General features: G+C 40.4%; 19 protein-coding genes and 1 tRNA gene. 11 read left to right on the top strand and 9 right to left on the bottom strand.

From position 1 onward, the window contains the following. Nucleotide 1: 1 nt before the first annotated feature. Nucleotides 2-418, bottom strand: coding sequence for a phosphoribosyl-AMP cyclohydrolase (hisI, locus tag J8M01_RS13705; RefSeq protein ID WP_211058375.1), 417 nt, complete (start codon nucleotides 416-418; stop codon nucleotides 2-4). A gap of 739 nt (nucleotides 419-1,157) precedes the next feature. Between hisI and J8M01_RS13700 the strand changes: the two genes are divergently transcribed. After that, complete coding sequence (locus tag J8M01_RS13700; protein ID WP_211050308.1) at nucleotides 1,158-1,343, top strand: hypothetical protein; 186 nt, start codon at nucleotides 1,158-1,160, stop codon at nucleotides 1,341-1,343. A 267-nt stretch (nucleotides 1,344-1,610) separates the two neighbouring features. Here the strand turns inward: J8M01_RS13700 and J8M01_RS13695 are convergent, their stop codons facing one another. Next, on the bottom strand, nucleotides 1,611-2,078 hold the full coding sequence (locus tag J8M01_RS13695) for a chemotaxis protein CheX (protein WP_192505975.1): 468 nt from the start codon (nucleotides 2,076-2,078) through the stop codon (nucleotides 1,611-1,613). Between the two features lie 80 nt (nucleotides 2,079-2,158). Then, nucleotides 2,159-2,593 (bottom strand): transcriptional repressor, encoded by a 435-nt coding sequence (locus J8M01_RS13690; protein WP_192505974.1) that lies wholly within the window; start codon nucleotides 2,591-2,593, stop codon nucleotides 2,159-2,161. Between the two features lie 610 nt (nucleotides 2,594-3,203). Between J8M01_RS13690 and J8M01_RS13685 the strand changes: the two genes are divergently transcribed. Beyond that, nucleotides 3,204-3,695: a hypothetical protein gene (locus J8M01_RS13685; protein WP_192505972.1), complete on the top strand. Its 492-nt coding sequence runs from the start codon at nucleotides 3,204-3,206 to the stop codon at nucleotides 3,693-3,695. 744 nt (nucleotides 3,696-4,439) lie between these two features. Here J8M01_RS13685 and J8M01_RS13680 read toward each other — a convergent pair. The 5 genes from J8M01_RS13680 to J8M01_RS13660 form a co-directional block, all read right to left on the bottom strand. Next, a tRNA-Ile gene (locus tag J8M01_RS13680) sits at nucleotides 4,440-4,516 on the bottom strand. Between the two features lie 216 nt (nucleotides 4,517-4,732). Next, nucleotides 4,733-6,076 carry an acetyl-CoA carboxylase biotin carboxylase subunit gene (gene accC, locus J8M01_RS13675; protein ID WP_192505971.1) on the bottom strand — a complete coding sequence of 448 codons (1,344 nt, stop codon included), beginning with the start codon at nucleotides 6,074-6,076 and terminating at the stop codon, nucleotides 4,733-4,735. 24 nt (nucleotides 6,077-6,100) lie between these two features. Further along, nucleotides 6,101-6,556, bottom strand: coding sequence for an acetyl-CoA carboxylase biotin carboxyl carrier protein (gene accB, locus J8M01_RS13670; protein WP_192505970.1), 456 nt, complete (start codon nucleotides 6,554-6,556; stop codon nucleotides 6,101-6,103). A 19-nt stretch (nucleotides 6,557-6,575) separates the two neighbouring features. After that, nucleotides 6,576-7,037 (bottom strand): type II 3-dehydroquinate dehydratase, encoded by a 462-nt coding sequence (gene aroQ / locus J8M01_RS13665; protein WP_192505969.1) that lies wholly within the window; start codon nucleotides 7,035-7,037, stop codon nucleotides 6,576-6,578. 207 nt (nucleotides 7,038-7,244) lie between these two features. Beyond that, entirely contained in the window at nucleotides 7,245-9,035 is a 1,791-nt protein-coding gene (locus tag J8M01_RS13660; RefSeq protein WP_211058374.1) for a protein-disulfide reductase DsbD, read from the bottom strand. Nucleotides 9,036-9,435: 400 nt separating this feature from the next. On the opposite strand from J8M01_RS13660, the gene J8M01_RS13655 reads away from it, so the two are divergent. The 5 genes from J8M01_RS13655 (at nucleotide 9,436) to J8M01_RS13635 (ending at nucleotide 14,401) form a co-directional block, all read left to right on the top strand. Beyond that, nucleotides 9,436-9,942: an FxsA family protein gene (locus tag J8M01_RS13655; protein ID WP_211058373.1), complete on the top strand. Its 507-nt coding sequence runs from the start codon at nucleotides 9,436-9,438 to the stop codon at nucleotides 9,940-9,942. Between the two features lie 111 nt (nucleotides 9,943-10,053). Next, nucleotides 10,054-10,341, top strand: a complete 288-nt coding sequence (locus tag J8M01_RS13650; protein WP_010365634.1) for a co-chaperone GroES — start codon at nucleotides 10,054-10,056, stop codon at nucleotides 10,339-10,341. A 47-nt stretch (nucleotides 10,342-10,388) separates the two neighbouring features. Next, the gene (groL, locus tag J8M01_RS13645; RefSeq protein WP_210996791.1) at nucleotides 10,389-12,038 is read left to right on the top strand and encodes a chaperonin GroEL; all 1,650 of its coding nucleotides are present in this window, start codon (nucleotides 10,389-10,391) and stop codon (nucleotides 12,036-12,038) included. A gap of 371 nt (nucleotides 12,039-12,409) precedes the next feature. Next, complete coding sequence (locus J8M01_RS13640; protein ID WP_211058372.1) at nucleotides 12,410-13,639, top strand: AraC family transcriptional regulator; 1,230 nt, start codon at nucleotides 12,410-12,412, stop codon at nucleotides 13,637-13,639. 555 nt (nucleotides 13,640-14,194) lie between these two features. Continuing rightward, the gene (locus tag J8M01_RS13635; RefSeq protein ID WP_119859938.1) at nucleotides 14,195-14,401 is read left to right on the top strand and encodes a hypothetical protein; all 207 of its coding nucleotides are present in this window, start codon (nucleotides 14,195-14,197) and stop codon (nucleotides 14,399-14,401) included. A gap of 131 nt (nucleotides 14,402-14,532) precedes the next feature. On the opposite strand, the gene J8M01_RS13630 is transcribed toward J8M01_RS13635, so the two are convergent. Next, nucleotides 14,533-16,716 (bottom strand): winged helix-turn-helix domain-containing protein, encoded by a 2,184-nt coding sequence (locus J8M01_RS13630; RefSeq protein WP_211058371.1) that lies wholly within the window; start codon nucleotides 16,714-16,716, stop codon nucleotides 14,533-14,535. Nucleotides 16,717-17,258: 542 nt separating this feature from the next. Between J8M01_RS13630 and J8M01_RS13625 the strand changes: the two genes are divergently transcribed. The 4 genes from J8M01_RS13625 (at nucleotide 17,259) to J8M01_RS13610 (ending at nucleotide 22,603) form a co-directional block, all read left to right on the top strand. Then, complete coding sequence (locus tag J8M01_RS13625) at nucleotides 17,259-17,459, top strand: hypothetical protein (RefSeq protein WP_192505943.1); 201 nt, start codon at nucleotides 17,259-17,261, stop codon at nucleotides 17,457-17,459. Nucleotides 17,460-17,753: 294 nt separating this feature from the next. After that, nucleotides 17,754-18,455, top strand: coding sequence for a DUF3313 family protein (locus J8M01_RS13620; protein WP_211051909.1), 702 nt, complete (start codon nucleotides 17,754-17,756; stop codon nucleotides 18,453-18,455). Nucleotides 18,456-18,464: 9 nt separating this feature from the next. After that, nucleotides 18,465-19,535 carry an efflux RND transporter periplasmic adaptor subunit gene (locus J8M01_RS13615; protein WP_192505941.1) on the top strand — a complete coding sequence of 357 codons (1,071 nt, stop codon included), beginning with the start codon at nucleotides 18,465-18,467 and terminating at the stop codon, nucleotides 19,533-19,535. After that, on the top strand, nucleotides 19,535-22,603 hold the full coding sequence (locus J8M01_RS13610; RefSeq protein ID WP_211058370.1) for an efflux RND transporter permease subunit: 3,069 nt from the start codon (nucleotides 19,535-19,537) through the stop codon (nucleotides 22,601-22,603). Before J8M01_RS13615 ends, J8M01_RS13610 begins: the two co-directional genes overlap by 1 nt. Nucleotides 22,604-22,967 lie beyond the last annotated feature (364 nt).

Here is a 22,967-nt window from a genome sequence, read left to right as displayed (position 1 = left end):
TCTATTTTTTGACTTCACCAGTTACCCAAACATGCTCTTCGTTCACATTAAGGTAAAAACAGTGCCGACGGCTGGTGTGACAGGCTGAACCGGTTTGTTTCACTTCACACAACACCGCATCACCATCACAGTCAAAAGATAAATTGACGAGCAATTGCACATGGCCACTGGTCTCTCCTTTAACCCAATAACACTGTCGGCTGCGTGACCAATAAGTGACTCGGCGGGTGTTTAAAGTGCGCTTGAGCGCGTCGATATTCATCCATGCCATCATGAGTACTTGCTTAGTTTCAGTGTCTTGGGTAATTACCGGAATAAGCCCATCTTGATTGAAAGCAAGCTGAACAAGTACTTCATCAAGGGGAATTGGTTGCTCTTTGGGATGATATTCAATGGATTGAAAGTACGTATGCTGCATTGCTTTTCCTCATGTCACAAAGTTAGCTGCCAATACTTGTGCATATATCGTTATTTACCTTCAGATAAATAAGCGTGTTTAGTGGTAAACGAACATGGCCCATTTACTGGTAATTATTTTTTTATCAGTGCTATATACTTTCTTAAAGTGAAAAGCGAAGCATCTCCGGAAAGGCGCAAAGCACGTTCAGAGTGCCATCTCTTTATATTTATAAATAGCATAATTGAATTATGTTATAACATAACATCTGAGGTTTGAAAGTTAAAGTAAAAAGTAGGCACTACTATTTACGATATAGGGCGGTATAGGGCGGTATAGCGCGCTTAAGGTTTTACTTACATCAGGGCTGAGTTCTTACCTTTTAACTCATGCATCTAGTGGGGTAACGCTTCAGGGCATGAGCTTTCTGGCATGGGCTTCGTATTCACATAGAGCGCATTGCATTTTTATGGGGTGGGATGTTGCGGTATAAAATATACAGTGCTAAATTGTCACTGTTCATTATTTGAACATATCGAGTTAACCTTAGGTTTGGATAAGGGTTTTGGAATAGGAACTATTTTGTAAACAAACTTACGTACAACCCAGTGATGATATTTTGTCCAATATCAAGGCACTTTTATGCAGTAATAGCGGGCTATTACAAATGAAAGCAACGCGAGAGTGAGAAAAATAGCTTTATTGGACAAATTCGCTTATCCAGAGCTGAGGTTAGTTACCCTTATTAAGGAAAATAATTATGAAATTAACACTGAATAAAAGTAAGTTAAAAACATTATCTCAGGATAAAAGCGCTTTACCTGAGAATATGACACCAAAAATAGTCGGCGGTGGTTTATGGGACACTCAAGCTGGCTGTGTACCCACTTATAAGGCTGCTTGCAGAACGGTAAACCAATGGTGCGGCCCTTCTGGCGTATGCTAAAACGTAATGATCTTCCCCTAATAATGTACACACCTTTTATTTAGAGAATGAAGTAAGATAAGAGGTTAAAGTGACTTTTAAAGTTCATAAGAACAGTGGGATCTGCATTTCCCTTAACCTAGAGGCTTGCAGAAAGATGTTGAAGAAAAAGGTACATTAGCCGAATGCTATATTGCGATATTTGTGGCAACGGGGTGCTTATTTCATTATTAATTTAACGGAAATCTCGGCTTTTAGCCGAGATTTTTATATCTTGCTGTTGCCAGCTCATAATGTGTCGAAGCTAACTTCAATATGGGCGTTACCGTCGTCTGAGGTAAAAGGCATCATTAATTTTGCGCCTTCACACTTATGTGTAATTGTATGACCTGTACCAGACACAACAATCGGTGTAGCCATTTCAAAATCATAGCCCTTTTCACCTAATAAATTTTTGGCACCACCTGTGACCATGTTGGTTATTTCACCAACCATATCAGTGACTTCTTCATTAATACCCTCAGGGCGCTCACCTAACATACGTTCCATAATTGTGAGTGCTAGGCTTTCATCAAAGGAAATTGAGAAAGAGCCTTTCGTTTGCGGGCCGACCATACCAATTAAACCAGATACATCGCCACGTGCGACTTCGTCTTTTTTGACTTTCGGCTTCCCTGGAGTCAACTCAGTTTGTGCCATGGTTGACAGCACATTAATTAAAGACGCCAAAAAAGGATTGATGAACTCTACCTTCATTAGGGATTCCCTTGTTTTCTCTTATTTAATAATTCATATAACCAATATGTAAGTGTAGTGCGTTTTAGATGTAGTTGCCTCTACTGTTTACATTTTTTGCATTGGCCGTGGGCTTCAATAGTTTGAGCACTGACTGTAAAGCCTTTCTCTGCAGCTAAGTTATTCAGTTCATGAGAAATGATACTAGAATGCAATTCATCAACGTGGCCACAACTGTCACAGATGAGTAGCTGTACAGGGTGAATGTGATCAAAATGGTGACACAACATGAATGCATTCGCGCTTTCAATTTTGTGAATGAACCCTAACTCAGACAAAAAGTCGAGCGCACGATAAATCGTGGCTGGTTTTGCTCCAGATTCCGTTAGTTTAAGTTCTTCTAGTAAATCATATGCTCCAACCCCACCTTGCTTACTTGCGAGTAGCCTAAATACTTTCTCGCGAATGGGGGTGAAACGTGCACCTTTGTTATCACAAACTTGTTTGGCTTTACTCACCAATAGTTCAACATTCATAATTTAGATCCTTACACTGCTTAGCAATACTAACATATTCTTTTTAATAGTCTTGTGTTGTTAAAAATTATTATTAATTTAACAAAGCGGAGTTATATAGCTGCACAGAAGCAGAGCATTGCCGTGGATAGAAACATATTGTAAGTGAATCTGGCTGAATGTGCGAGTTTTAGTGATGTTATTGAAAAAAGCACATGTTTGGTCCTACAAAAGCCTATATATAGTTCGTAATAAAAGACCTCATATTACGACATGCGATTAGGTGATGGTTTTGTTCATAGGTTTAAGGGTAAAGCAAAGATGAACCTAGTGCGTATTAGACAGTCTGAATTAATCTGGGCACTTTTATGTTGGAAATGCGCTTTAAATTTTGTTGCGTAAAAGTAGCAGCGAAGCGATAGGGCTGTGGGGGAAATGTCAGCAAGCCGCCAGTGGGCAATTAATGGACCTTGACACATTAATTATTTTAGAAGAGCCGCACATATGAACATATTAATATTTAAAGATGTATAATTTAACATTATGGTAACGAGGTTTACTTTATTATCGTAGTTCGATTGATATTGAGCATGTTGACGGATCTTTAAAAAGAGACGGATGGGGAGTGGGTGTGTTTACTGATACGCAAGCTAAATTGAAATGTTGGTTTCAGCGCTTAGCCGCAAGGCCGAATTATGGTCGCTATGAAAAAATCGACAAAGAGATGGAAGCTATTGATTTTCAAAATACATGCTCCCAGCAACTGCTGTGCCTTGATGATGTGAAAGCATATCGTGTCCACCATTATGGCGTTGAAGATGTTGTAAAGTATACACGAGATACACAGTCAATTTATGTTAAACATGTCTTTATTGATAAGATAAAAGGTAAAGTAAAGCCCGTAATAACAGCGGCTGATATCGATTTCTTTCGCTCGTTAGATCACCTTTCAATGTACTGTTATGTTTTAGTGTACGTAAAAGATCCCCAGACAAAGTATTACGATAGTGCTTTTTTTCTAGACGATTATGAAGCCATTCAAGGCATAGACAGCACCGAAGCTGAAAAGCGTTTAGCGGGCTTAGATGCGATTTCAAAAATCATCCGCAGTATATTGTTATAAACAAAGTCTGCTAAATTTCGCTCTGAGTTATTGGTAATCGATGATTTTGTGATGATTTAAAATAGGGGCGGCATATATCTACCTCGTACTTTTATTGTGTATTCATTCAGCTCAGTAAGGCTGGTAGCTCAGCTGATTTTTGTCATTTTGTATAAAGGCTTCTTTTATCGTAATGGTTTTTAAGAAGCCCTAAGTGATTGCCAGTTTTTGGTATTAACCATGCTGCTTAGTATCGGCCCCATGGAGGAGCAGATGAACCCCCTTTGGCAGGTAGTGTCGGTGCGGAGTGTGGGTTATTTGATCCACCCATTACTTTACTCAGTGTTTCTTTTGATAGTATGTTCATGGTACTTGCCTTCGATAGTTTTAGTGAAATACTGAGTTTAGAATGTCATGAATTATGCTCTATGTCATGTTGAGCAAGGGACTCTAGTGCTATGTTGTAAAGTAGGAGGTGATGGAAAGTATGTTCATGGGCACATCGTGGTTATGTAGCAGCATCTTATAGCAAGGGATCATTAGTTTTGAGGTGGCGCTTTAAAATAACGACATCGCGAGTTAATCCACCAGCGTTAAGAAGGGTAAATCACTCATGTTGGTATAGGTTAACGGTATTTGGAAAGTGTGCGAAACTGTATTTTTTGACATGCTAGATAGCATGTTCACCAATCAATAGTTAAATATAAAGATAACTGGTTTGAATTAATCAGTATGTGTTACTAGAGGGAGGTAAATATTTTGAAATGGTGGCCCCTCCCAGACTCGAACTGGGGACCTAACGATTATGAGTCGTGTGCTCTAACCAACTGAGCTAAGGGGCCATAGACAATATGATTTAGATTAATCATATTTTATTTCGCTTGAAAGTGTTATCAAGCGGGGTGCAGTATAAAAACTTTTAAAAGCCTTGTCACTAGTAAATGTAATAAATTTAACTATCTGTAAATCAAACGGTTAATTTTTCTTCAATTTCAGCGTAATACCGGTTTTAAAAACAAAAAAGCCAGCATCAGAGCTGGCTTTTTAGGGTGATGAAATTAGGCAATACCTAGTTTCTTCTCTAAATAATGGATGTTAGTGCCACCATTATGGAAGTTTTCATCAGCCAATATTTTCTTATGCAATGGCGTATTGGTTTTGATACCGTCAATCACAAGCTCATTTAACGCATTGCGTGCACGTGCAATAGCCACATCGCGGTTTTCGCCATAAGTGATAAGCTTACCAATCATAGAGTCATAATGCGGTGGTACAGTGTAATCTGCGTATATATGACTATCCCAGCGGATCCCTAACCCACCAGCAGGATGGAATCGTGTGATTTTACCTGGAGATGGAATAAATGAATCAGGGTCTTCTGCGTTGATACGACATTCAACAGCATGCCCACGGATCACCACATCATCTTGAGTAAATGAAAGAGGTTGCCCCGCCGCAATTTTTAGCTGCTCTTTGATCAAGTCGACACCAGTCACCATTTCAGTAACAGGGTGCTCAACTTGAATTCGCGTATTCATTTCAATGAAATAGAACTCACCATTTTCATACAAGAACTCAAAAGTTCCCGCACCACGATAGCCAATTTCAATACATGCACGCGTACAACGTTCGCCAATGAATTTGCGCATTTCTTCGGTAATACCTGGTGCAGGTGCTTCTTCAACGACCTTTTGATGGCGGCGTTGCATTGAGCAATCACGCTCACCTAAATGAACGGCATTACCTTGGCCATCAGCCAGCACTTGTACTTCGATGTGACGAGGGTTCTCTAGGAATTTCTCCATGTAAACCATGCCATTACCAAAGAACTGCTTGGCTTCTTGTTGTGTTAGAGCAATTGAATCAATTAATTCAGCTTCGCTGCGTACCACACGCATACCTCGACCACCACCGCCGCCAGCGGCTTTGATGATAACAGGGTAACCGATGCGTTTGGCTATCTGAACGTTACGTTCTTGATCTTCCGTTAAAGGACCATCTGAGCCTGGTACACAAGGTACTCCGGCTTTACGCATCGCTTCAATCGCGGCAACTTTATCACCCATGATGCGAATAGTATCGCCTGTCGGGCCGATGAAAATGAAACCACTTTGCTCAACTTGGTCTGCAAAATCAGCATTTTCAGATAAGAATCCGTATCCTGGGTGAATTGCGACGGCATCAGTTACTTCTGCGGCTGCAATAATACGTGGAATGTCTAAATAGCTTTCGGTCGCTGCTGGTTTACCAATACAAATGGTTTCATCTGCAAGCAAGACATGCTTAAGATCACGGTCAGCTGTAGAATGCACAGCGACAGTTTTAATCCCAAGTTCCTTGCAGGCACGCAATACACGAAGTGCAATTTCACCTCGGTTTGCAATGACTACTTTATCTAACATAGCGTTTGCCTTCTGAGTGCGTGATTATTCGATGATGAATAGCGGTTGGTCGAATTCAATAGGGTCGCCATTTGCTACAAGGATCGCTTTAACTACACCCGCTTTGTCAGCTTCGATTTGGTTCATCATTTTCATGGCTTCAACGATACAAAGTGTATCACCAACGTTTACTTTAGTGCCTACTTCAACGTATGAAGGTGCTTCAGGGGAAGCGGCTGAATAGAAAGTACCAACCATCGGCGAAAGAACTTGATGACCTGCAGGCGCAGCTGGAGCTGGTGCATCTACTGCTGGTGCGGCTGTAGCAGCTGGAGCTGGTGCCACAGGAGCTGGTGCAGCAAATTGTTGCGGTGCAGCAACAACAGGTGCGCTGCTAAAGCGATTAATGCGTACTGATTCTTCACCTTCAGTGATTTCCAGTTCAGCAATCCCTGATTCTTCTACTAATTCGATAAGTTTTTTGATCTTGCGAATATCCATACAATGACCCGCCTGTTAGTTAATTTGAGTTATTTTCGCTGTGCAATTGGCTAATCGCTGCTGTTAACGCTGCGTGATAGCCCATTGCGCCTAATCCACATATTACTCCCTGCGCCACATCGGAAAAGTACGATTTATGACGGAAGGATTCGCGTGCATATACATTCGTAATATGCACTTCGTAAAAAGGTATCGAGACACTGAGTAATGCATCGCGCAGCGCTATACTGGTATGTGTAAAAGCGGCTGGGTTAATGATAATGGCATCAATGTTTTGCCAAGCGTCATGTATTGCATTAATGAGCTCTGCTTCGCTATTGCTTTGCAGGTGCGTCAGTGTCACATGTTGTTGCTGTGCATAATTCGTTAGGGGCTGCATAATATCGTCTAAAGTCTGCGTACCATATTTATGAGGCTCGCGGCGACCTAACATGTTCAAGTTTGGGCCATTTAAGACTAAAATCTTTAACTGTGTAGACATAATGCGTGAAATTCCCTTAAATTTAAAACTAACGAATAATTTAGCTTATGATGTTAGTTAACTTAAGCTGTTCAACGAGAAATAGCAACTTTTTCTCACGTTCGCAGACTATTATAGAGAGTTCGGGGTAAATAGCAGCAAAATACTGGTCTAATGAGAGAGGCTTGAAGGGAAAAAGGTTAAGCGTTAGCTTAACCTTTAGAGAGTTTATTGTAGCGCGTTACGTACTTTTTTTAAGTGAGCAGAAAATTCATCGGCACCTAAAAAGCCTGTTACTCGTAGTTCGGGCATTTCATTACCATCTTTGTCGAAAAATAAAATGCTGGGTAATCCGAACACCGTATACTCTTCCATGATCTCAATGCTGGTATCATTTGTGTCGGTGAGATCAAGTTTCAATAGCGAGAAATGTTTAAACTCAGCTTGGACGTTATCTGCAGGGAAACTGTATTTTTCAAATTCTTTACAGGCTACGCACCAGTCAGCATACAAGTCGACCATCGCAATTTGGCCGTTATCGTTTGCTTCTTTGGTGGCAACTTTAAGCGCTGCCAAATCAGCGAGTAGGGTAAATCCTTTTTTGTCGGCTACTTCAGTGGATTGTACTGACGCATTTTGACTCGGAAGCACAACGTGCTTGGCTGTTAATACACTTGTTAATAGTAAGCCACTTGCGAGTGCCCAAAGAAGTGTTTTGAGCTTGCCCGCGGTTTGCGTGCTTTGCCAATAATGTAAATACAGCGCTGTTGCGGTCATTAAGCCCGCAGCCATGAGTAAAATAGTGTCAAACGCTAAAATACGCTCAAGCAAGATCAATGGCACCACTAACATGACAAATCCGAATAGGGTTTTGACTTGCTCCATCCAGCCGCCAGCTTTTGGTAATAGTTTACCGCCTGATGTACCGAGTAATAGTAAGGGCAGCCCCATACCTAGGCTGAGAACATATAAGGTTACACCGCCAACAACATAGTCACCACTTTGTGCAACATAGAGTAATGCTGCGGACAAAGGCGCCGTTGTGCAAGGTGAGGCGATTAAACCAGATAATACACCCATAGAAAATACACCTAAATAGCTCCCGCCTTGTTGTTTGTTACTGACAGAGGTCAGTCTATTCATCATACCGCTGGGTAGTTTAATTTCGTACCAACCAAACATCGACATGGCTAATAATACGAACAATAAGCTGAAACTAATTAACACGGCGGGGTGTTGTATATAACCCTGCACTTGACCACCTAGCGCGGCAACCACTAAACCCAAAGCGGCATAGGTGACAGCCATACCTTGGATATAAACAAATGATAATCGAAATGCCTTTTTAGTTGATAGCCCTTGTTGTCCTGCAATTAAGCTCGACAAAATGGGAAACATAGGAAAAACGCAAGGTGTAAATGCCAAACCAACACCAACCACAAAAAAGATCGCCAAATTAGTTAAAAAGCTTTGCTGGGCGAGTTGCTCCGTAAACGATAAATCATCGCTACTGGTGAGAGTGTTGGCATCCTTGAGTGGCGCTTCCTGGGTTGTGTTCGTGGTGTTTGCATCTGATTCAGTCAATAGCGGTGTAAGTGGCACTGTGATGACTTCTGGTGGGTAGCATAAGCCAGCCTCGGCGCAGCCTTGATAGCGAATTTTAACAACAGCATTGTCTTGTATGGCACTAAGTTTAGATACCACTGAGAATGAATCAAAATACACTTGCGTTCTGCCAAAAAATTCATCTTCAATCTCTTGACCTGGTGCGAGCTCAGGCACTGAAATAGACGCCTCTTTGGCAATAATTTCAATCTTTTTTTGATAAATGTAGTAACCAGGTTCAATTTCCCAGCCAATAAATAGGATGTTGCCTTGTTGATCAAAGTCAAACTTGAACGCTTCATCAACGGGTAAAAACGTATCTTGCTTAGGTGCAAGTAAGCTATCCAAGACAGTATTTGATGCATGTACTGGCAGTAACCACAGTAAAGAAAAAAGAAAAACCAACAATCTCATTTATTGAGTACCTCATCTATATCAGTAACGACTTATGCACATTGCGAATGCTTGGCATTAAGGTGTGATGTTATCTGATTGTGTGTGAGTAACAACACAGATGTTATATTGCGTGTTACTTAACTTTTGCCATATCTATGGCAGACCTCAATGTGAAAGAAATGTTCCCTTTTACATTGAATGAAATCAATTATTTATTAAGCCTGCATATGAATGTGGATATGATAGACACAGTGAGTTAAATCATACTCATAAATATGGCATCATAGAGACATTATATTTGGGTCGTTTGAATCAGCCTCATAGTAGCGGATAGACTCAAAATTCCCAAGCAGATTGCGCTGGCTTGAAATGAGACCTTGCCACCCATATTTATCTTTCATAGGAATTAGGAGAAAGTATGTTTCGAATTTTATTTGTGCTGTTTATTGTTGTTCCCATTGTAGAGATTGCGTTGTTGATTCAAGTTAGTGATGTTATTGGTGGCGTCGCAACCATTGCATTGGTGGTATTGACTGCGGTATTGGGTGCCAAGTTGGTAAAAAAACAAGGTCTCAGTGCATTCTCAAATGTGCAAGGGCAAATGGCGCAAGGGCAAATGCCTGCAAGTGAGTTATTCAGTGGCTTATGTGTGATCATTGCTGGCGTATTGTTGATGACGCCGGGGATTATGACTGATGTAATCGGTTTTATGTTGTTAACGCCCGCTATTCGAGTGCACTTAGCGAATGCACTGGTGAAACAAATTGGTGCGCAAATGCATGCAAAAATGTCTGCTCAGCAAGGTGGCTTTTCGCATCATGCGCAACAAAGTCCATTTGAGCAACCACAATCATCGTTTGATAAAACGGAAGGTGTGCAAGAGCAATCAAGCACAATTGAAGGCGAGTATCAGCGAAAAGATTAAAAAAATTACAATTTTTACTTGGATTTTAAAAATGCCATCCCCATTAATGATGGCAACTGAAAATGAACTTTTTTTCTGTTATGTGCAGAAACTGTTAGGAGAACAAATTTTATGAATATTCGTCCTTTACATGACCGTGTAATCATCAAGCGTCTTGAAGAAGAAACAAAATCTGCTGGTGGTATTGTATTAACTGGCTCTGCTGCAGAAAAATCAACGCGCGGTGAAGTGGTTGCTGTAGGTAACGGCCGTGTTTTAGACAATGGCGAAGTAAGAGCACTAGAAGTAAAAACAGGCGACACAGTACTGTTTGGTTCTTACGTTGAAAAAACTGAAAAGATCGAAGGTCAAGAGTACCTGATCATGCGTGAAGACAACATTTTAGGCATTGTAGGCTAACCCTACTTTTCAACTTTCAAAGCATTCAAATTTAGAGGAATTTAATCATGGCAGCAAAAGAAGTATTCTTTGCAAACGACGCACGCACAAAGATGCTTGCGGGTGTAAACACGCTAGCGAACGCAGTACGTGTAACTTTAGGTCCTAAAGGCCGTAACGTTATTTTAGACAAGTCATTTGGCGCACCAGTGATCACCAAAGATGGTGTATCTGTTGCAAAAGAGATCGAACTTGAAGACAAGTTTGAGAACATGGGTGCACAAATGGTAAAAGAAGTTGCATCTAAAGCAAATGATGCAGCGGGTGACGGCACAACAACAGCAACAGTATTAGCACAGTCTATCGTAAACGAAGGTTTAAAAGCCGTTGCTGCGGGTATGAACCCAATGGACCTTAAGCGCGGTATCGACAAAGCAGTTATTGCTGCGGTTGCTGAGCTTAAAACATTGTCAGTGCCATGTGCAGATACAAAAGCCATTGCGCAGGTAGGTACTATCTCTGCAAACTCAGATAAAGAAATTGGTGAAATCATTGCCAATGCAATGGAGCGTGTAGGCCGTGAGTCTGGCGTTATCACAGTAGAAGAAGGTCAATCTCTAGAAAATGAACTAGATGTTGTTGAAGGTATGCAGTTCGACCGTGGTTATCTTTCTCCTTACTTCATTAATAACGCAGAAAAAGGCGCTGTTGAGCTAGATAGCCCACTGATTCTTTTAGTAGATAAGAAAGTTTCGAACATTCGTGAATTACTTCCTACTTTAGAAGCGGTTGCTAAAACAAGTAAGCCATTACTTATTATTGCTGAAGACCTTGAAGGTGAAGCACTGGCAACGCTCGTTGTAAATAACATGCGTGGTATCGTTAAAGTTGCTGCGGTTAAAGCACCAGGCTTTGGTGACCGTCGTAAAGCAATGCTACAAGATATCGCAACTCTAACTGGTGGTACTGTTATCTCTGAAGAGATTGGTCTAGAACTTGAGAAATCAACGATTGAAGACTTAGGTACTGCTAAGCGCGTTGTGATCACCAAAGATGACACAACCATCATTGATGGTGCGGGTGAGCAAGACGGTATCGACGGTCGAGTTTCACAAATTAAAGCACAAATTGAAGAAGCAACGTCAGACTACGACAAAGAAAAGCTGCAAGAGCGCATGGCGAAACTTGCTGGCGGTGTTGCAGTGATTAAAGTTGGTGCAGCGACTGAAGTTGAAATGAAAGAGAAAAAAGACCGCGTAGAAGATGCATTACATGCAACACGTGCAGCGGTTGAAGAAGGTGTGGTACCTGGTGGTGGTGTTGCGCTAGTACGTGTAGCGAACAAGCTTACAGAACTACTAGGTGACAACGAAGACCAAAACCACGGTATTAAAGTAGCACTTCGTGCGATGGAAGCACCACTTCGTCAAATCGTATCAAATGCGGGTGACGAAGCCTCTGTTGTTGTTAACAACGTAAAAGGTGGTGAAGGTAACTATGGTTACAACGCTGCAAACGGTGAATACAGTGATATGATTGCGATGGGTATTCTTGACCCAACTAAAGTAACACGCTCTGCACTACAATTTGCAGCATCGATTGCGGGTCTTATGATCACCACTGAAGCAATGGTTGCGGAAATTCCACAAGAAGCAGCACCAGCAGCACCAGATATGGGCGGCATGGGCGGCATGGGTGGAATGGGCGGCATGATGTAAGCGGGTTTTAACCCAAATATCTGTAGTTCAAATCATGTAATAAAAAGCCCGAATAGTAATATTCGGGTTTTTTATTGCCCAGTCTACACTTACAACTCCCTTTTTTAATTGTTATTAAGCACTAATCACTAATCACTAATCTAAGTAAGCGACTAAATAAACTGCAAAAGTGGTGTGCACTGATTGAGCATCATTAAGGCTGCTCATATATAATGTTTGAGATTGTCATGTTCGCTGAAGGTTGCCTTGGTATAGCTTTTAACTTTTATTGTCATCTTTGACTGCAAGCGTGGACATTTTTATGTTTATTTTAATTAAAATAAATATAATCAGTGCTTTGTTTTTATTGCTATTTTAGTAGGGCGTAAGGTTTGATTGATCCAGTAATACTGGTATTGACTTTAGTAATGGTTGGGCAGGTGTTGTTAAGCGTTCCAGTATTACTTGGGAAGGTGAAGCATTTACCTGTAAATTTACCACTCGCATTGCTTCTATTAGCATGTGGTGTTTTAGCCATGGTGCCGATTGTACGTATTCAATTTTTGGAAGAGTATCAGGTTTTTAGTGCATTGGCGTTTCCTACTTTGTTGTTGTTATGTCCGTGTTTATGGCTTTATGTTGAAGGAATAACTTCGCACCAGCGGTGGAAGCCAAACCGAGGTCATAGCCGCCACTTTGCATTGCTTTTACCTGGATTGTTAGCGAGCGTGATGATGTTGTTTCTATCAAAGGAGGAACATACGGCACTATTTATTGATGATCTGGATGCGACAACCCCTATCGGGATTGTTGTTAGTATTAGCTTATTAGTCATTATGGTGCTTTGGCTCGGGCAATGTATTTATACTACTTACCTTATTGTGCGCCGTTTAATTCTTTATAAAAAGAGATTAAAAGATACTTTTTCAAATCATGAGGGAAAAGAGTTAAATTGGCTGCTTTTCATAGCGGGGAGTATTTGGCTTTTGATCCTGTCGACTGCCTTTTATTCTAATGTAATGAATAGCTTGCTATTTAATGTTAGAGCTGAGGCTGTGTTGTCATTGCTATTAATTTGGAGCGCGGCTCATTATGGTTTGCAGCAAAAATCTGGCTTACTGGAATATGAGGAAGAGAGTGATCGCGAATTGTGTCAAGGTGAAGATAGGCTAGAGTGTAACGAACGCGTTGAAGCAATAAAGGTTAATAAGATAGCGTTAGCAGAGAGAGAAAATAAAAAGTATCAACGTTCAGCGCTGAGTGTTGAGCAGGCTAATCGAATTGCTGTCAAAATGAATGATGTAATGAAAACCGAAGCGCTATATTTAGATTCGACATTATCGTTACAGAAACTATCACGGCATCTTACCATTTCACCAAATTACATTTCTCAAACACTCAATGAAACGTTATCAACAAACTTTTTTGATTTTATTAATCAATGGCGTATTGAAGCAGCTAAGCCTAAAATTTTAGAAAATAAAAGTACCATCTTGGAAGTGGCACTTGAAGTTGGATTTAATGCTAGGTCTTCCTTTTATAAAGCATTTAAACAAGAGGTGGGGTTGAGCCCGAGGGAGTTTCGAAAACAGCATTGTTCATCATTAAAAGCTAGCAAATAGAGAGAGCTTGAACTTTGGAGTTAATGGGGAGGACGCTGTTTATTGAATGACTTAGATGATGAAATATGCGAGCAGTTTAGTAAAATAATAAACCGCCAACTAATAGGCAACAGTCATTTCGCGATATGTTTGGCTGTATCTTAATTAGCTAAAGCGTCACCTACTTATGGCCAGTTTTAGTATTTTGTGGCACCTTGATTTGCAGCTTAGAAAAGGCCATTAAATAATGAACAAACAAAATGAAAGACTGGGTGAATAGGGTAAAAAAAGAAAAATAGAAAATGAAGGACATGGGCCTCATGCGTATTTTTAAGTACACATCGATTAAAAAAGCACCATGATGCAGGCGAGAAAATACATTCAGAAAATAAGAATGATGGCTTTGGAAGCGCTATCCCAAAAAGGTAAAATATTAACTTTATTGCTAAAAATGAAAAAATCGGTAGTAATGAACTTAGTAACTTAGTAACTTAGTGTCGCTGGACTTGAATTGTGCCTATAATGGGTTCTTGAGGGCAGCAATTATAAAGTACAGTTTACTGATGAGAATGTGATATGCAGATTGATGAAATTACTAACCGTATCTCAAACGCGATGAAAGTGAGTAGTGAGCAAGAACTTTCAAGTGTGAGTGTGGTATTTAATAGTCATGAGGTTGAAGAAAAAAAATTGAAACAAGCCCTGACTTTATTTGCGGCCAATGTAGAGCGGGTAAGCATCTGGTTATCAAATGAATCATATTATGTAGAGATAAACTGGTAAGTTTATCGTGAATAGGCTCAGAGACAGTTGTCTTTTAGTCAGTTATTTTACGTATTACTACATATAAAAGAGCCTAAGCTTTTGCTTGGGCTTTTTTACATTCAAGCGTATCGCCTTATACGACGGCTCCATTATTTTAAAAGAAGTTCAGCCACTTCTTTTTTTGCTGAAATTCTCAAAGTCATAAAAAGCTGGGTTTGATTGATATCGGTTAAATAATCTAAGGTTTTAGGTAATTCTCCAATGTGTTTAAACTGGTTTTCTGCAAGCGAGTACGACCACAATTGTAGGTCATCGTTAACGCCATAAAGCGTATTGTTTTGTATTACAAAGCGATAAGTATCGCTACCTTGATTATTCAGGGCGTCAATGGTTGTATCTTCAATAGGTCCGGAACGCCAAAATCGCTCCATATGGTCTAGATAGACAAGGGTACCATTGTCACTCTTTACAGCCCAATAAACAGGTTTATCGGTGAGGATCCGCATTGTCGAGTCGGTTAAATTAAGCTCTGCAAACTCTATGATACCTTTTACTCTTACGAGCGCTAAAGCCTTATGCGCATCGCTGTCCCACTGAAAAAGCTGTCGTACTTGAAAAGGGAAGACATAAGGGTGATGTTCTGAATTAAGCTCGACTTTTACTAAGGTATTATTGGCATTAACCAACAGGCTCTGGCCATCGGCTGACCAATCAATACCATAAATATAGGTGTCCATAGGGAACCGACTGAGTTGTCTTGAGTGGTTGCCATCAGTTACCCAAATTTGATCTTCACCAGAGCGTTCAGAACGGTAGGCTATCAATTCACCATGAGGCTGTTGCACAGCATTTGCTTCTCCGACGTTGGAGCGTTCAATAATGGACGGGTCGTTTTCTTGTGCTATTGGAGACAGTGATTTTGTGGCGATATCACTGTCGTAGTATCCTTTAATGACTAACATACGCTCCCCATTCGGATGGAATATGGGCGTGCCCATCGGTTCATCCAAAGGTAAGCTTACTTGACGTACTTCACCATCATAGCTCAAGGTAAACAATTGCTTACCCGTACTAAAAACGAGTTGTTCTTTAAGCGGGGAGAAGTTTGGGGTAATAAATCTAAAGCTTTTTATTCCAGGTGGCTTTTTAATGCGATGACTGGAAATAAGGTGTCCATCAGTGGCTAAGATTTTTATATAGTAATGACCATCCTCATGCACCGTGGTGACTGCAAAGAGGTCGTCAGCTACAGAGTAATCATAATAGATTATGTTTCCACTTGTGAGTTCATAGATAACTTCAGTGGTATTGTCACTGACGGAATAGTTAATTAACTTCCAACGATCTGACGTTTTTTGTAATAAGGCGATGGCATTATTATTTAGCCATCTTGGCGTTCTTATTTCTGAGTTATTGCATTCCATCATTTGACGGGGCGATTGAGCAGACTTAATGGCTTCGTGAAAATCCAAACTCATAAGCTTATAGCATTTTTTTTGAGTGATAGGTTTGCTGCAGTCAATTTTTTGAATAAAAGCCAATGTTTTACCATCATGGGAAAAACTATGGCTACCAAATGTATCTAAGTTTTTGGTTAACCGAAACTCTTGTTGTGTTTCGATATTTTTAGCCCAAATATTGTTAACGCAGTAGGCTTGTGAATAACGATGAAAAACAATGTATTGGCCATCCGGTGAATAAATACCTGCGCTTTCTTTATTGTCGGTGGCGGTTAATGCGCGCAGCTCAGAAAAAGAGAGTGTTGGGCGTTGCTGAGCAGTATACGAGAAGTATCCGATAGTCATGAGCATGATGATGCAAAGCATAAGTGGTAGAGAAATGCGCTTCAAGCGTGATAAAGGGTGTGGATCATGACTATGTTCACTTGGTTCGTCATGTACTGTGTGCATGCACTCGACATCAGTAATGGGCGATTTATTCACTAATGCGGTATCAGTGTGATTGTCTTGTATGGGGTTTGGGTTACTTACCTGCCATGTTGTGGGTTGAGCATCTTTATGCCACTTTACTTCACATTCTAAACTGTATCCTTGTTTGGCATGGGTTTTAATATAAGCCTGACCTTTACCATCATCCCCTAATGCTTTTCTCAATTGTGCGATACTTCTTTGGAGTGTGTTAGTGGATACAATGGTATCTTGCCAAACAGCGCTTAATAGTGCGTCATGGCTGACAACTTGGCCTTGATTCTCAGCTAAGTAGGTCAAAACAGCTAATGCTTTGGGTGCAATGACTTGAGGTTGCATACTTTTGGTAATTTGATTTCTAGAAACGTCAATAAAGAAGTCACCAATCCAATATTGCTCTGCCATATAGCCTCTATTAAGAAAGAAAATGAATAATTAAAATGTACATTTAACGAAAAATCACTTTAGCATACTTGCAATTACTACCAAGTTAAAGATTGCAACGGTTTGATATTAATGCAATTTTATTTGTTGGTATGGTGTCATGCTAACACTAAGCGTTTGACGCAATACGATTAAGTTTGTCGGTACGACACCATTACGTATCATTTAAAAGTAATCTAACATTCTGAATATTAAGGGGGTGTAGTCCCACACTCTATATTCAAAAGGTTACCATTAATAAATTATCATTGCAGGTTAAAGCAAACTGGAAAGAAACGGGATAATACAATTCATATCGATATGATCAGTTTGGTTGCGATGTTAGGGTATTGATAATAAAAAAGAGGGGTATGATAAGTGGCTAGCTGATAGAGGATGTGACGGCTAGGTGTTTATTTGTACTAGTTGTATATTTTTTGTTGTTTTTTGTTCCTTTTATCTGTAATTTTGAATTGGGGGATATGAAAATATTTATATCCAAGGAAAAATAAAAGGAATAACAAATGAATATCAAACTAAAAAAAACGCAATTAAAAACCTTGACCAAAGATAGCACTGCAATTGCAGATCATATGACACCGAATATAGCCGGTGGTAGCAGTTACCAATCTTATCGCTGTCCAGTTGAATCACAAGCTTGTTCAGCTGATTGCTTTTCGGCACCAGGGCCTGATCAAGTGTGTAATATTACAGGTATCTGTTAATTCATTTACTAAGGTTTGGGCAGCTCAATAGAGCTGCTTTTTGGTAATAAAAGTGGTAATACTCGAAGGTAAACACACGATCACACTGGGGATCAATTTGCAGTACATACTCAACCCATACTAAATATACTCATAGACTTCTCGTCTCTTTTTTTCTACCTTATCTCTATACTTACAATTTAATCGACTAGGTTACATTTATTTGCAAATACGTACATTTACGTCATGTATGGATAAGCTAATTGATGTTTTTATAGTGCAATTGTTATTAAGTGTTCTAAATGGAGCTTTTATATGCCTCTCATTCGTATGATATGTATCATTCTTTTTGGCTTGTTGGTTAGTGCATGTAGTTCAGTGCAACACACACAAACGGGATTCTTAGAAGATTATCAATTACTTAAACCAAATGAAGAATACCCTGATGTGTTAATGTACCGTTCGCCTCAACTGAATAAAGCGCGAATGCAGCAAATCAAAACCATCTACTTGCCGAAGTTTGAAGTGTGGCTAAACGCGAATGATAACGCAGAATTTTTATCGATTAATCAATCTCATATAATTAAGTTAAGTCATTATATGCAATCTCAGTTGCAAAAGAAGCTGTCACCATATTACCAAGTCGTTACCGTTAAACCGTCGGTACTTAGCGAGAATACATTGGTTGTAAAAGGTGCCTTTACGAATATTGATTTTCAAGAAACATCGTTAGATGTGCGAGATTTTGTTCCCGTTAAGCTTGTTTACAACGCTGGTAAAAGCGCGTACTTAGCTGCGACAGAGCAAACCGAAGTGGTTACTTCAGTATCTTTAGAGTCAGCTTTCTATATTGCTGAGCAAATTGAACCTGTATTTATGATGACGGCCAGCAAGCAACTTGAAGCGGTCATTAAAGCGAATGGCGAAGAAAATGTCCAAGCGGTGAAAGCTGTATTGGATATTTGGGTTAACAACTTTGTTAGCAGTATGACAAAAAATAAAATGGCGCAAAACTAGGAGCCCAATATGAATTATAAACGAACTAAACACGTGTTGTTTTCCGGCATTTTATTAGCGATGGTTAGCGCATGCAGTGAGCAAGTGACTCAACAGAGTGACGAACCGGTACTTAGACCTGTGCGAGTGATGACTGTGGCTGTTCATCATGATGGTCCTCTGCAAGAGTTTCCAGCAGTGGTGGATGCGGCAAATACGGCTGACTTATCTTTTAAAGTCGCGGGAGAAGTTATCTCTTTATTGTTCAAACAAGGTGAGGAGGTTCAAAAAGGCGACGTGATTGCTCAGTTGGACGATACCAACTATAAATTAGCCTTAGATGAAGCTCAAGCAGCATTTGATAAAGCTGAAGCTGATTTTGGGCGGGCAAAGCAACTCATAACTTCGGGTACTATTTCTCAAGCGGATTATGATCAGCTAAAAGCACAGTTTGCCAGTGCAAAAAGTAAGCTGGCAACAGCGAATAATAATTTGGACTATACGATGTTGCATGCCTCGTTTAGTGGGGTGGTGGCACGAACACATATAGAAAAATTTGAAGAGGTCCAGGCGAAGCAAACAATCGCAACGTTACAGGATATTGAGCGTATTAACCTAAAAATTAATGTGCCAGAAAGTATGATGGTGAGAGTATCAAAAGAAACGCCAGCACAAATATTTGCTGAGTTTGCTGCGATACCTGGGAAACAGTTTCCGTTGAGTTTTGTTGAAGTAAGTACACAAGCCGATGATGTGACTAAAACCTATGAGGTGACATTGAGTATGCTTCCTCCAGCAGGCTATAACGTGCTCCCAGGCATGACAGCTCGAGTCATGGCCAGTGTACGAAAAGGTCAGAAAAATAAAATTTATGTGCCAATTAAAACGGTATTAAAAGATAGCAGCGGTAACTTTGTTTGGACAGTAACAAGTGTTGAGCAAGGTAAAGGAAAAGTAGTTAAAACACCTATAAATGTTGGTGATATTACACCATTTGGATTTACGGTAATTTCCGGTTTGACGGAAGGTGTGCATGTAGTTACTGCAGGTATGAGTAAAGTAACGCAAGGGCAAATTGTAAAATTCAGTGAGGGTGTATAGTGAATATAACGCGTTTAGCATTAGAGAATAACCGAACTGCGTGGGTTATTTTTGCCGCATTGTTACTATTTGGCTTATCGGCTTTTAATAACATGCCAAAAGATTATGACCCTGGTTTTATCATTCGTACTGCACAAGTGGTTACGCAATTTCCTGGTGCGAGTCCACAGCGTGTTGAAGAGCTGGTCACTGATCAAATTGAAAAGGTGGCGCAACAAATCCCCGAGTTAGACTTTATTACCAGTACTTCAAAAACGGGTGTGTCAATTGTTAGTGTGAATATCAAAGAAAGCTACAAGGATATGCGGCCTATTTGGGATAACCTACGACGAAAAATTCAAAGTATTGAAGGAGATTTACCCAATGGAGCGCAAACTCCTATCGTAAATGATGAGTTTGGGGACGTCTTTGGCATCGTGATAGGTTTAACGGCCGAAGGATACAGTTATCGAGAAATGGAGGAAGTAGCTGAGCAAGTCAGAGATGCTTTTTTACGCCTACCAGAGGCGGCAAAGGTTGATATTTACGGTACGCAAGAGCAACGTGTATTTATAGAGTTTGAAAATACTAGATTGGCGGCCCTTGGGTTATCGGCAAATCAGTTAAAAGACCAATTGTCGGCGAGAAATATCGTTAATCCAGGTGGGTCATTGTATATTGATGATGAAACGTTAGCCCTTGAACCAAGTGGTAATTTTGAGTCCATAGAAGATATCGCACAAACGATTATAAATATTCCAGGCAGTGATCAAGTTATTTCTTTGGCTGATATCGCTAAGGTGTACCGAGATTACGTTGATCCGGCGAAAAGCAAAGTACGGGTAGGAACAGACTCTGGACTCACATTGGCTATCTCAATGCGGGCAGGTGGAAACAATCTAGCGTTAGGTGAACAAGTTCTTGAAAGTATACGCTATTTAGAGGGGGTTTACCCAATAGGTGTTGAGTTTAAGCTGTTGTCTTTCCTGCCACAAGAAGTGGAACAAAAAGTCAATGATTTTGTCTCTAACCTATTTCAAGCTATTTTAGTTGTGACCTTAGTTATGTTGTTTAGCTTAGGTTTTCGTACTGGTTTGATTGTTGCTAGCTTGATCCCCATGAGTATGGTATTTGGCATATTAGTGATGTCGTTCTTCGATATCTCGATTGATCAAATATCGTTGGCTGCATTGATCATCGCGCTGGGAATGTTGGTAGATAATGGCATTGTTATGTCAGAAAATATCATGGTTCAAATGGAAAAAGGCAAGCGAGCCATAGATGCTGCTGTGGATTCTGCCAACGAATTAAAAGTCCCTTTGTTGGTCTCTTCACTGACTACCGGTGCGGCATTCTTGCCAATCTTTCTTGCTGAATCATCAACGGGTGAATATACAGCCTCACTCTTTAAAGTTGTGACGATCACTTTACTGTGCTCTTGGTTATTGGCGATGACGATGATCCCGATGCTGTGTGTCTATTTTACCAAAGTGAATATTAAACAAGATGTTAACCCATATGCGGGGGGGATTTATAGTAGTTACAGGCGTATTCTATATACGCTACTGAAGTTTAGGTGGCTAACAGTTGCCGTTTGCATTGGCATGCTATTGTTGGCCATTCAAGGGTTGAAGTTAATTCCAAATGTTTTTTTCCCTCCCTCAGATCGCGCTTACTTCAAAGTTGAGCTGGAATTGCCTGTAGGTACACGGTTGCAGACGACTGAAGCATTGGTTTCTGATATGGAAGGTTATTTACAATCGCAACTGCAAGTGAATGAAAAGCAACCAGTAGGTGTCACTAAATGGGTAAGTTATATCGGTAATGGTGGTCCTCGCTTTTTGTTAACACACACACCAGAGTCAACAAGTTCAAATTACGCTCTGATGATAGTGTCAGTGACTTCTTATAAAATCATCGATGAAATGATGGCGAACATTGAAGGCTATGCGCTAGCACGTCACCCTGATTTATTACTGAAGCAGCGGAAAATTGAAAATGGCGCGCCTATCGCAAACCCTGTTGAATTTAGAGTGTCTGGTAGTGATACCGCGGAAGTAATGCAAATTGTTGCCCAGTTAAAAGATAAAATGCGACAAACACCTGGTTTGAAGTCAATTAGCGATGACTGGGGGATGCCGATAAAAAAACTACAGATTGATATTAATCAAACAAGAGCACGCAGAGCGGGTGTATCAAGTAAAGATATTGCGACATCACTGCAAACCGGCTTAAGTGGTTTAGAGCTAACGCAGTATCGAGAAGGGGATGATATCATTCCCGTTACTTTGCGCTCAATTGCAGCAGATAGACAAGATATTAGCAAACTTGAGGCGATGGTTGTTTATTCACAATCATCTGGAAACTCGGTTCCGCTTAAGCAAGTTGCCGATATTCATGTGGTATGGGAAAACGCGCAGATATTCCGCCGTGATAGATTAAAGTCAGTGGTCGTAGGTGCACAAGTTGAAGGGATCACGGCAAGCGAAGGGTTTGCTGCAATTACTCCTTGGCTAGATGAGCAAAAGCAACAGTGGCCGTTTGGCTATGATTATGCGCTAGGTGGTGAAGCTGAGTCATCGGGGAAAGCAAATCAATCCATCGCAGATAAGCTACCAATTGCAGTTCTAATTATTGTTATATTGCTAATCGGTCAATTTAATTCACTTCGCAAATCGGCAATGGTGTTAGCCACCATACCACTTGGGTTCATAGGTGTTGTTGCAGGGTTGTTGATTGGCCAATCTTTCTTTGGCTTTATGACATTGTTAGGGGTTATTTCTCTCGCTGGTATCGTTATTAATAATGCGATTGTGTTGTTAGAGCGGATTAAGATTGAATTGGATGAGTTACCAGATTCACCCATAGAGGCCATCGTTAATGCAGCACAGGCGCGTATGAGGCCTATTCTATTGACGACTGCCACAACGGTATTAGGTCTGGTTCCTCTTTATTTAGGTGGAGGGGAAATGTGGGAGCCGATGGCATTGAGTATTATGGGGGGGCTATTGTTTTCAACACTATTGACGCTTGGTGTTATCCCCGTATTGTACGCACTGTTTTTCAGGCTACCTCATAAGCCGGGGTAGTGATTGCATTCTTGATGTAATTTTAATAAAAGAATGAGCGCAAAGCGCTCATTTTTTCTGTATCAGTGCTCATACTTTATATTTAACTTATTGTAATTACTCTTATTAAAAAAAGGTATTAGTTATTTAGTGTGGTTTCGTCATTTAGTTGCATGTTGTTGTGCGCTAGATTTAGTTGATGCTCTGTCATTCACTCGGGGCTGTTGATCTTTCAGGTTCATTTTTGCAGCAGTTTGATTGGATTTTATACAAGACAGAGGCTGCGTAGCATGGTTATTCCATGTGAGTCAGCCGATAACATAGTAGAAAAGCCAATCAAGCGCTGCCTACCGGTTCTTTTGAGCACCCCTTTCTCTTTGTTGCT

The organism is Pseudoalteromonas sp. MMG005 (genome assembly GCF_018101015.1).
In the GTDB taxonomy this organism is placed as follows: domain Bacteria; phylum Pseudomonadota; class Gammaproteobacteria; order Enterobacterales; family Alteromonadaceae; genus Pseudoalteromonas; species Pseudoalteromonas aurantia.
This window is presented reverse-complemented; position numbering and strand designations above follow the sequence as displayed.

What these genes read in the sequence shown, in the direction of transcription:
- groL (WP_210996791.1), top strand. Translation starts at nt 10,389, where the DNA reads ATGGCAGCAAAAGAAGTATTCTTTGCAAACGACGCACGCACAAAGATG.
- accC (WP_192505971.1), bottom strand. Translation starts at nt 6,076, where the DNA reads ATGTTAGATAAAGTAGTCATTGCAAACCGAGGTGAAATTGCACTTCGT.
- J8M01_RS13655 (WP_211058373.1), top strand. Translation starts at nt 9,436, where the DNA reads ATGTTTCGAATTTTATTTGTGCTGTTTATTGTTGTTCCCATTGTAGAG.
- J8M01_RS13700 (WP_211050308.1), top strand. Translation starts at nt 1,158, where the DNA reads ATGAAATTAACACTGAATAAAAGTAAGTTAAAAACATTATCTCAGGAT.
- aroQ (WP_192505969.1), bottom strand. Translation starts at nt 7,037, where the DNA reads ATGTCTACACAGTTAAAGATTTTAGTCTTAAATGGCCCAAACTTGAAC.
- J8M01_RS13615 (WP_192505941.1), top strand. Translation starts at nt 18,465, where the DNA reads ATGAATTATAAACGAACTAAACACGTGTTGTTTTCCGGCATTTTATTA.
- J8M01_RS13660 (WP_211058374.1), bottom strand. Translation starts at nt 9,035, where the DNA reads ATGAGATTGTTGGTTTTTCTTTTTTCTTTACTGTGGTTACTGCCAGTA.
- J8M01_RS13635 (WP_119859938.1), top strand. Translation starts at nt 14,195, where the DNA reads ATGCAGATTGATGAAATTACTAACCGTATCTCAAACGCGATGAAAGTG.
- hisI (WP_211058375.1), bottom strand. Translation starts at nt 418, where the DNA reads ATGCAGCATACGTACTTTCAATCCATTGAATATCATCCCAAAGAGCAA.
- accB (WP_192505970.1), bottom strand. Translation starts at nt 6,556, where the DNA reads ATGGATATTCGCAAGATCAAAAAACTTATCGAATTAGTAGAAGAATCA.
- J8M01_RS13620 (WP_211051909.1), top strand. Translation starts at nt 17,754, where the DNA reads ATGCCTCTCATTCGTATGATATGTATCATTCTTTTTGGCTTGTTGGTT.
- J8M01_RS13695 (WP_192505975.1), bottom strand. Translation starts at nt 2,078, where the DNA reads ATGAAGGTAGAGTTCATCAATCCTTTTTTGGCGTCTTTAATTAATGTG.
- J8M01_RS13690 (WP_192505974.1), bottom strand. Translation starts at nt 2,593, where the DNA reads ATGAATGTTGAACTATTGGTGAGTAAAGCCAAACAAGTTTGTGATAAC.
- J8M01_RS13650 (WP_010365634.1), top strand. Translation starts at nt 10,054, where the DNA reads ATGAATATTCGTCCTTTACATGACCGTGTAATCATCAAGCGTCTTGAA.
- J8M01_RS13625 (WP_192505943.1), top strand. Translation starts at nt 17,259, where the DNA reads ATGAATATCAAACTAAAAAAAACGCAATTAAAAACCTTGACCAAAGAT.
- J8M01_RS13630 (WP_211058371.1), bottom strand. Translation starts at nt 16,716, where the DNA reads ATGGCAGAGCAATATTGGATTGGTGACTTCTTTATTGACGTTTCTAGA.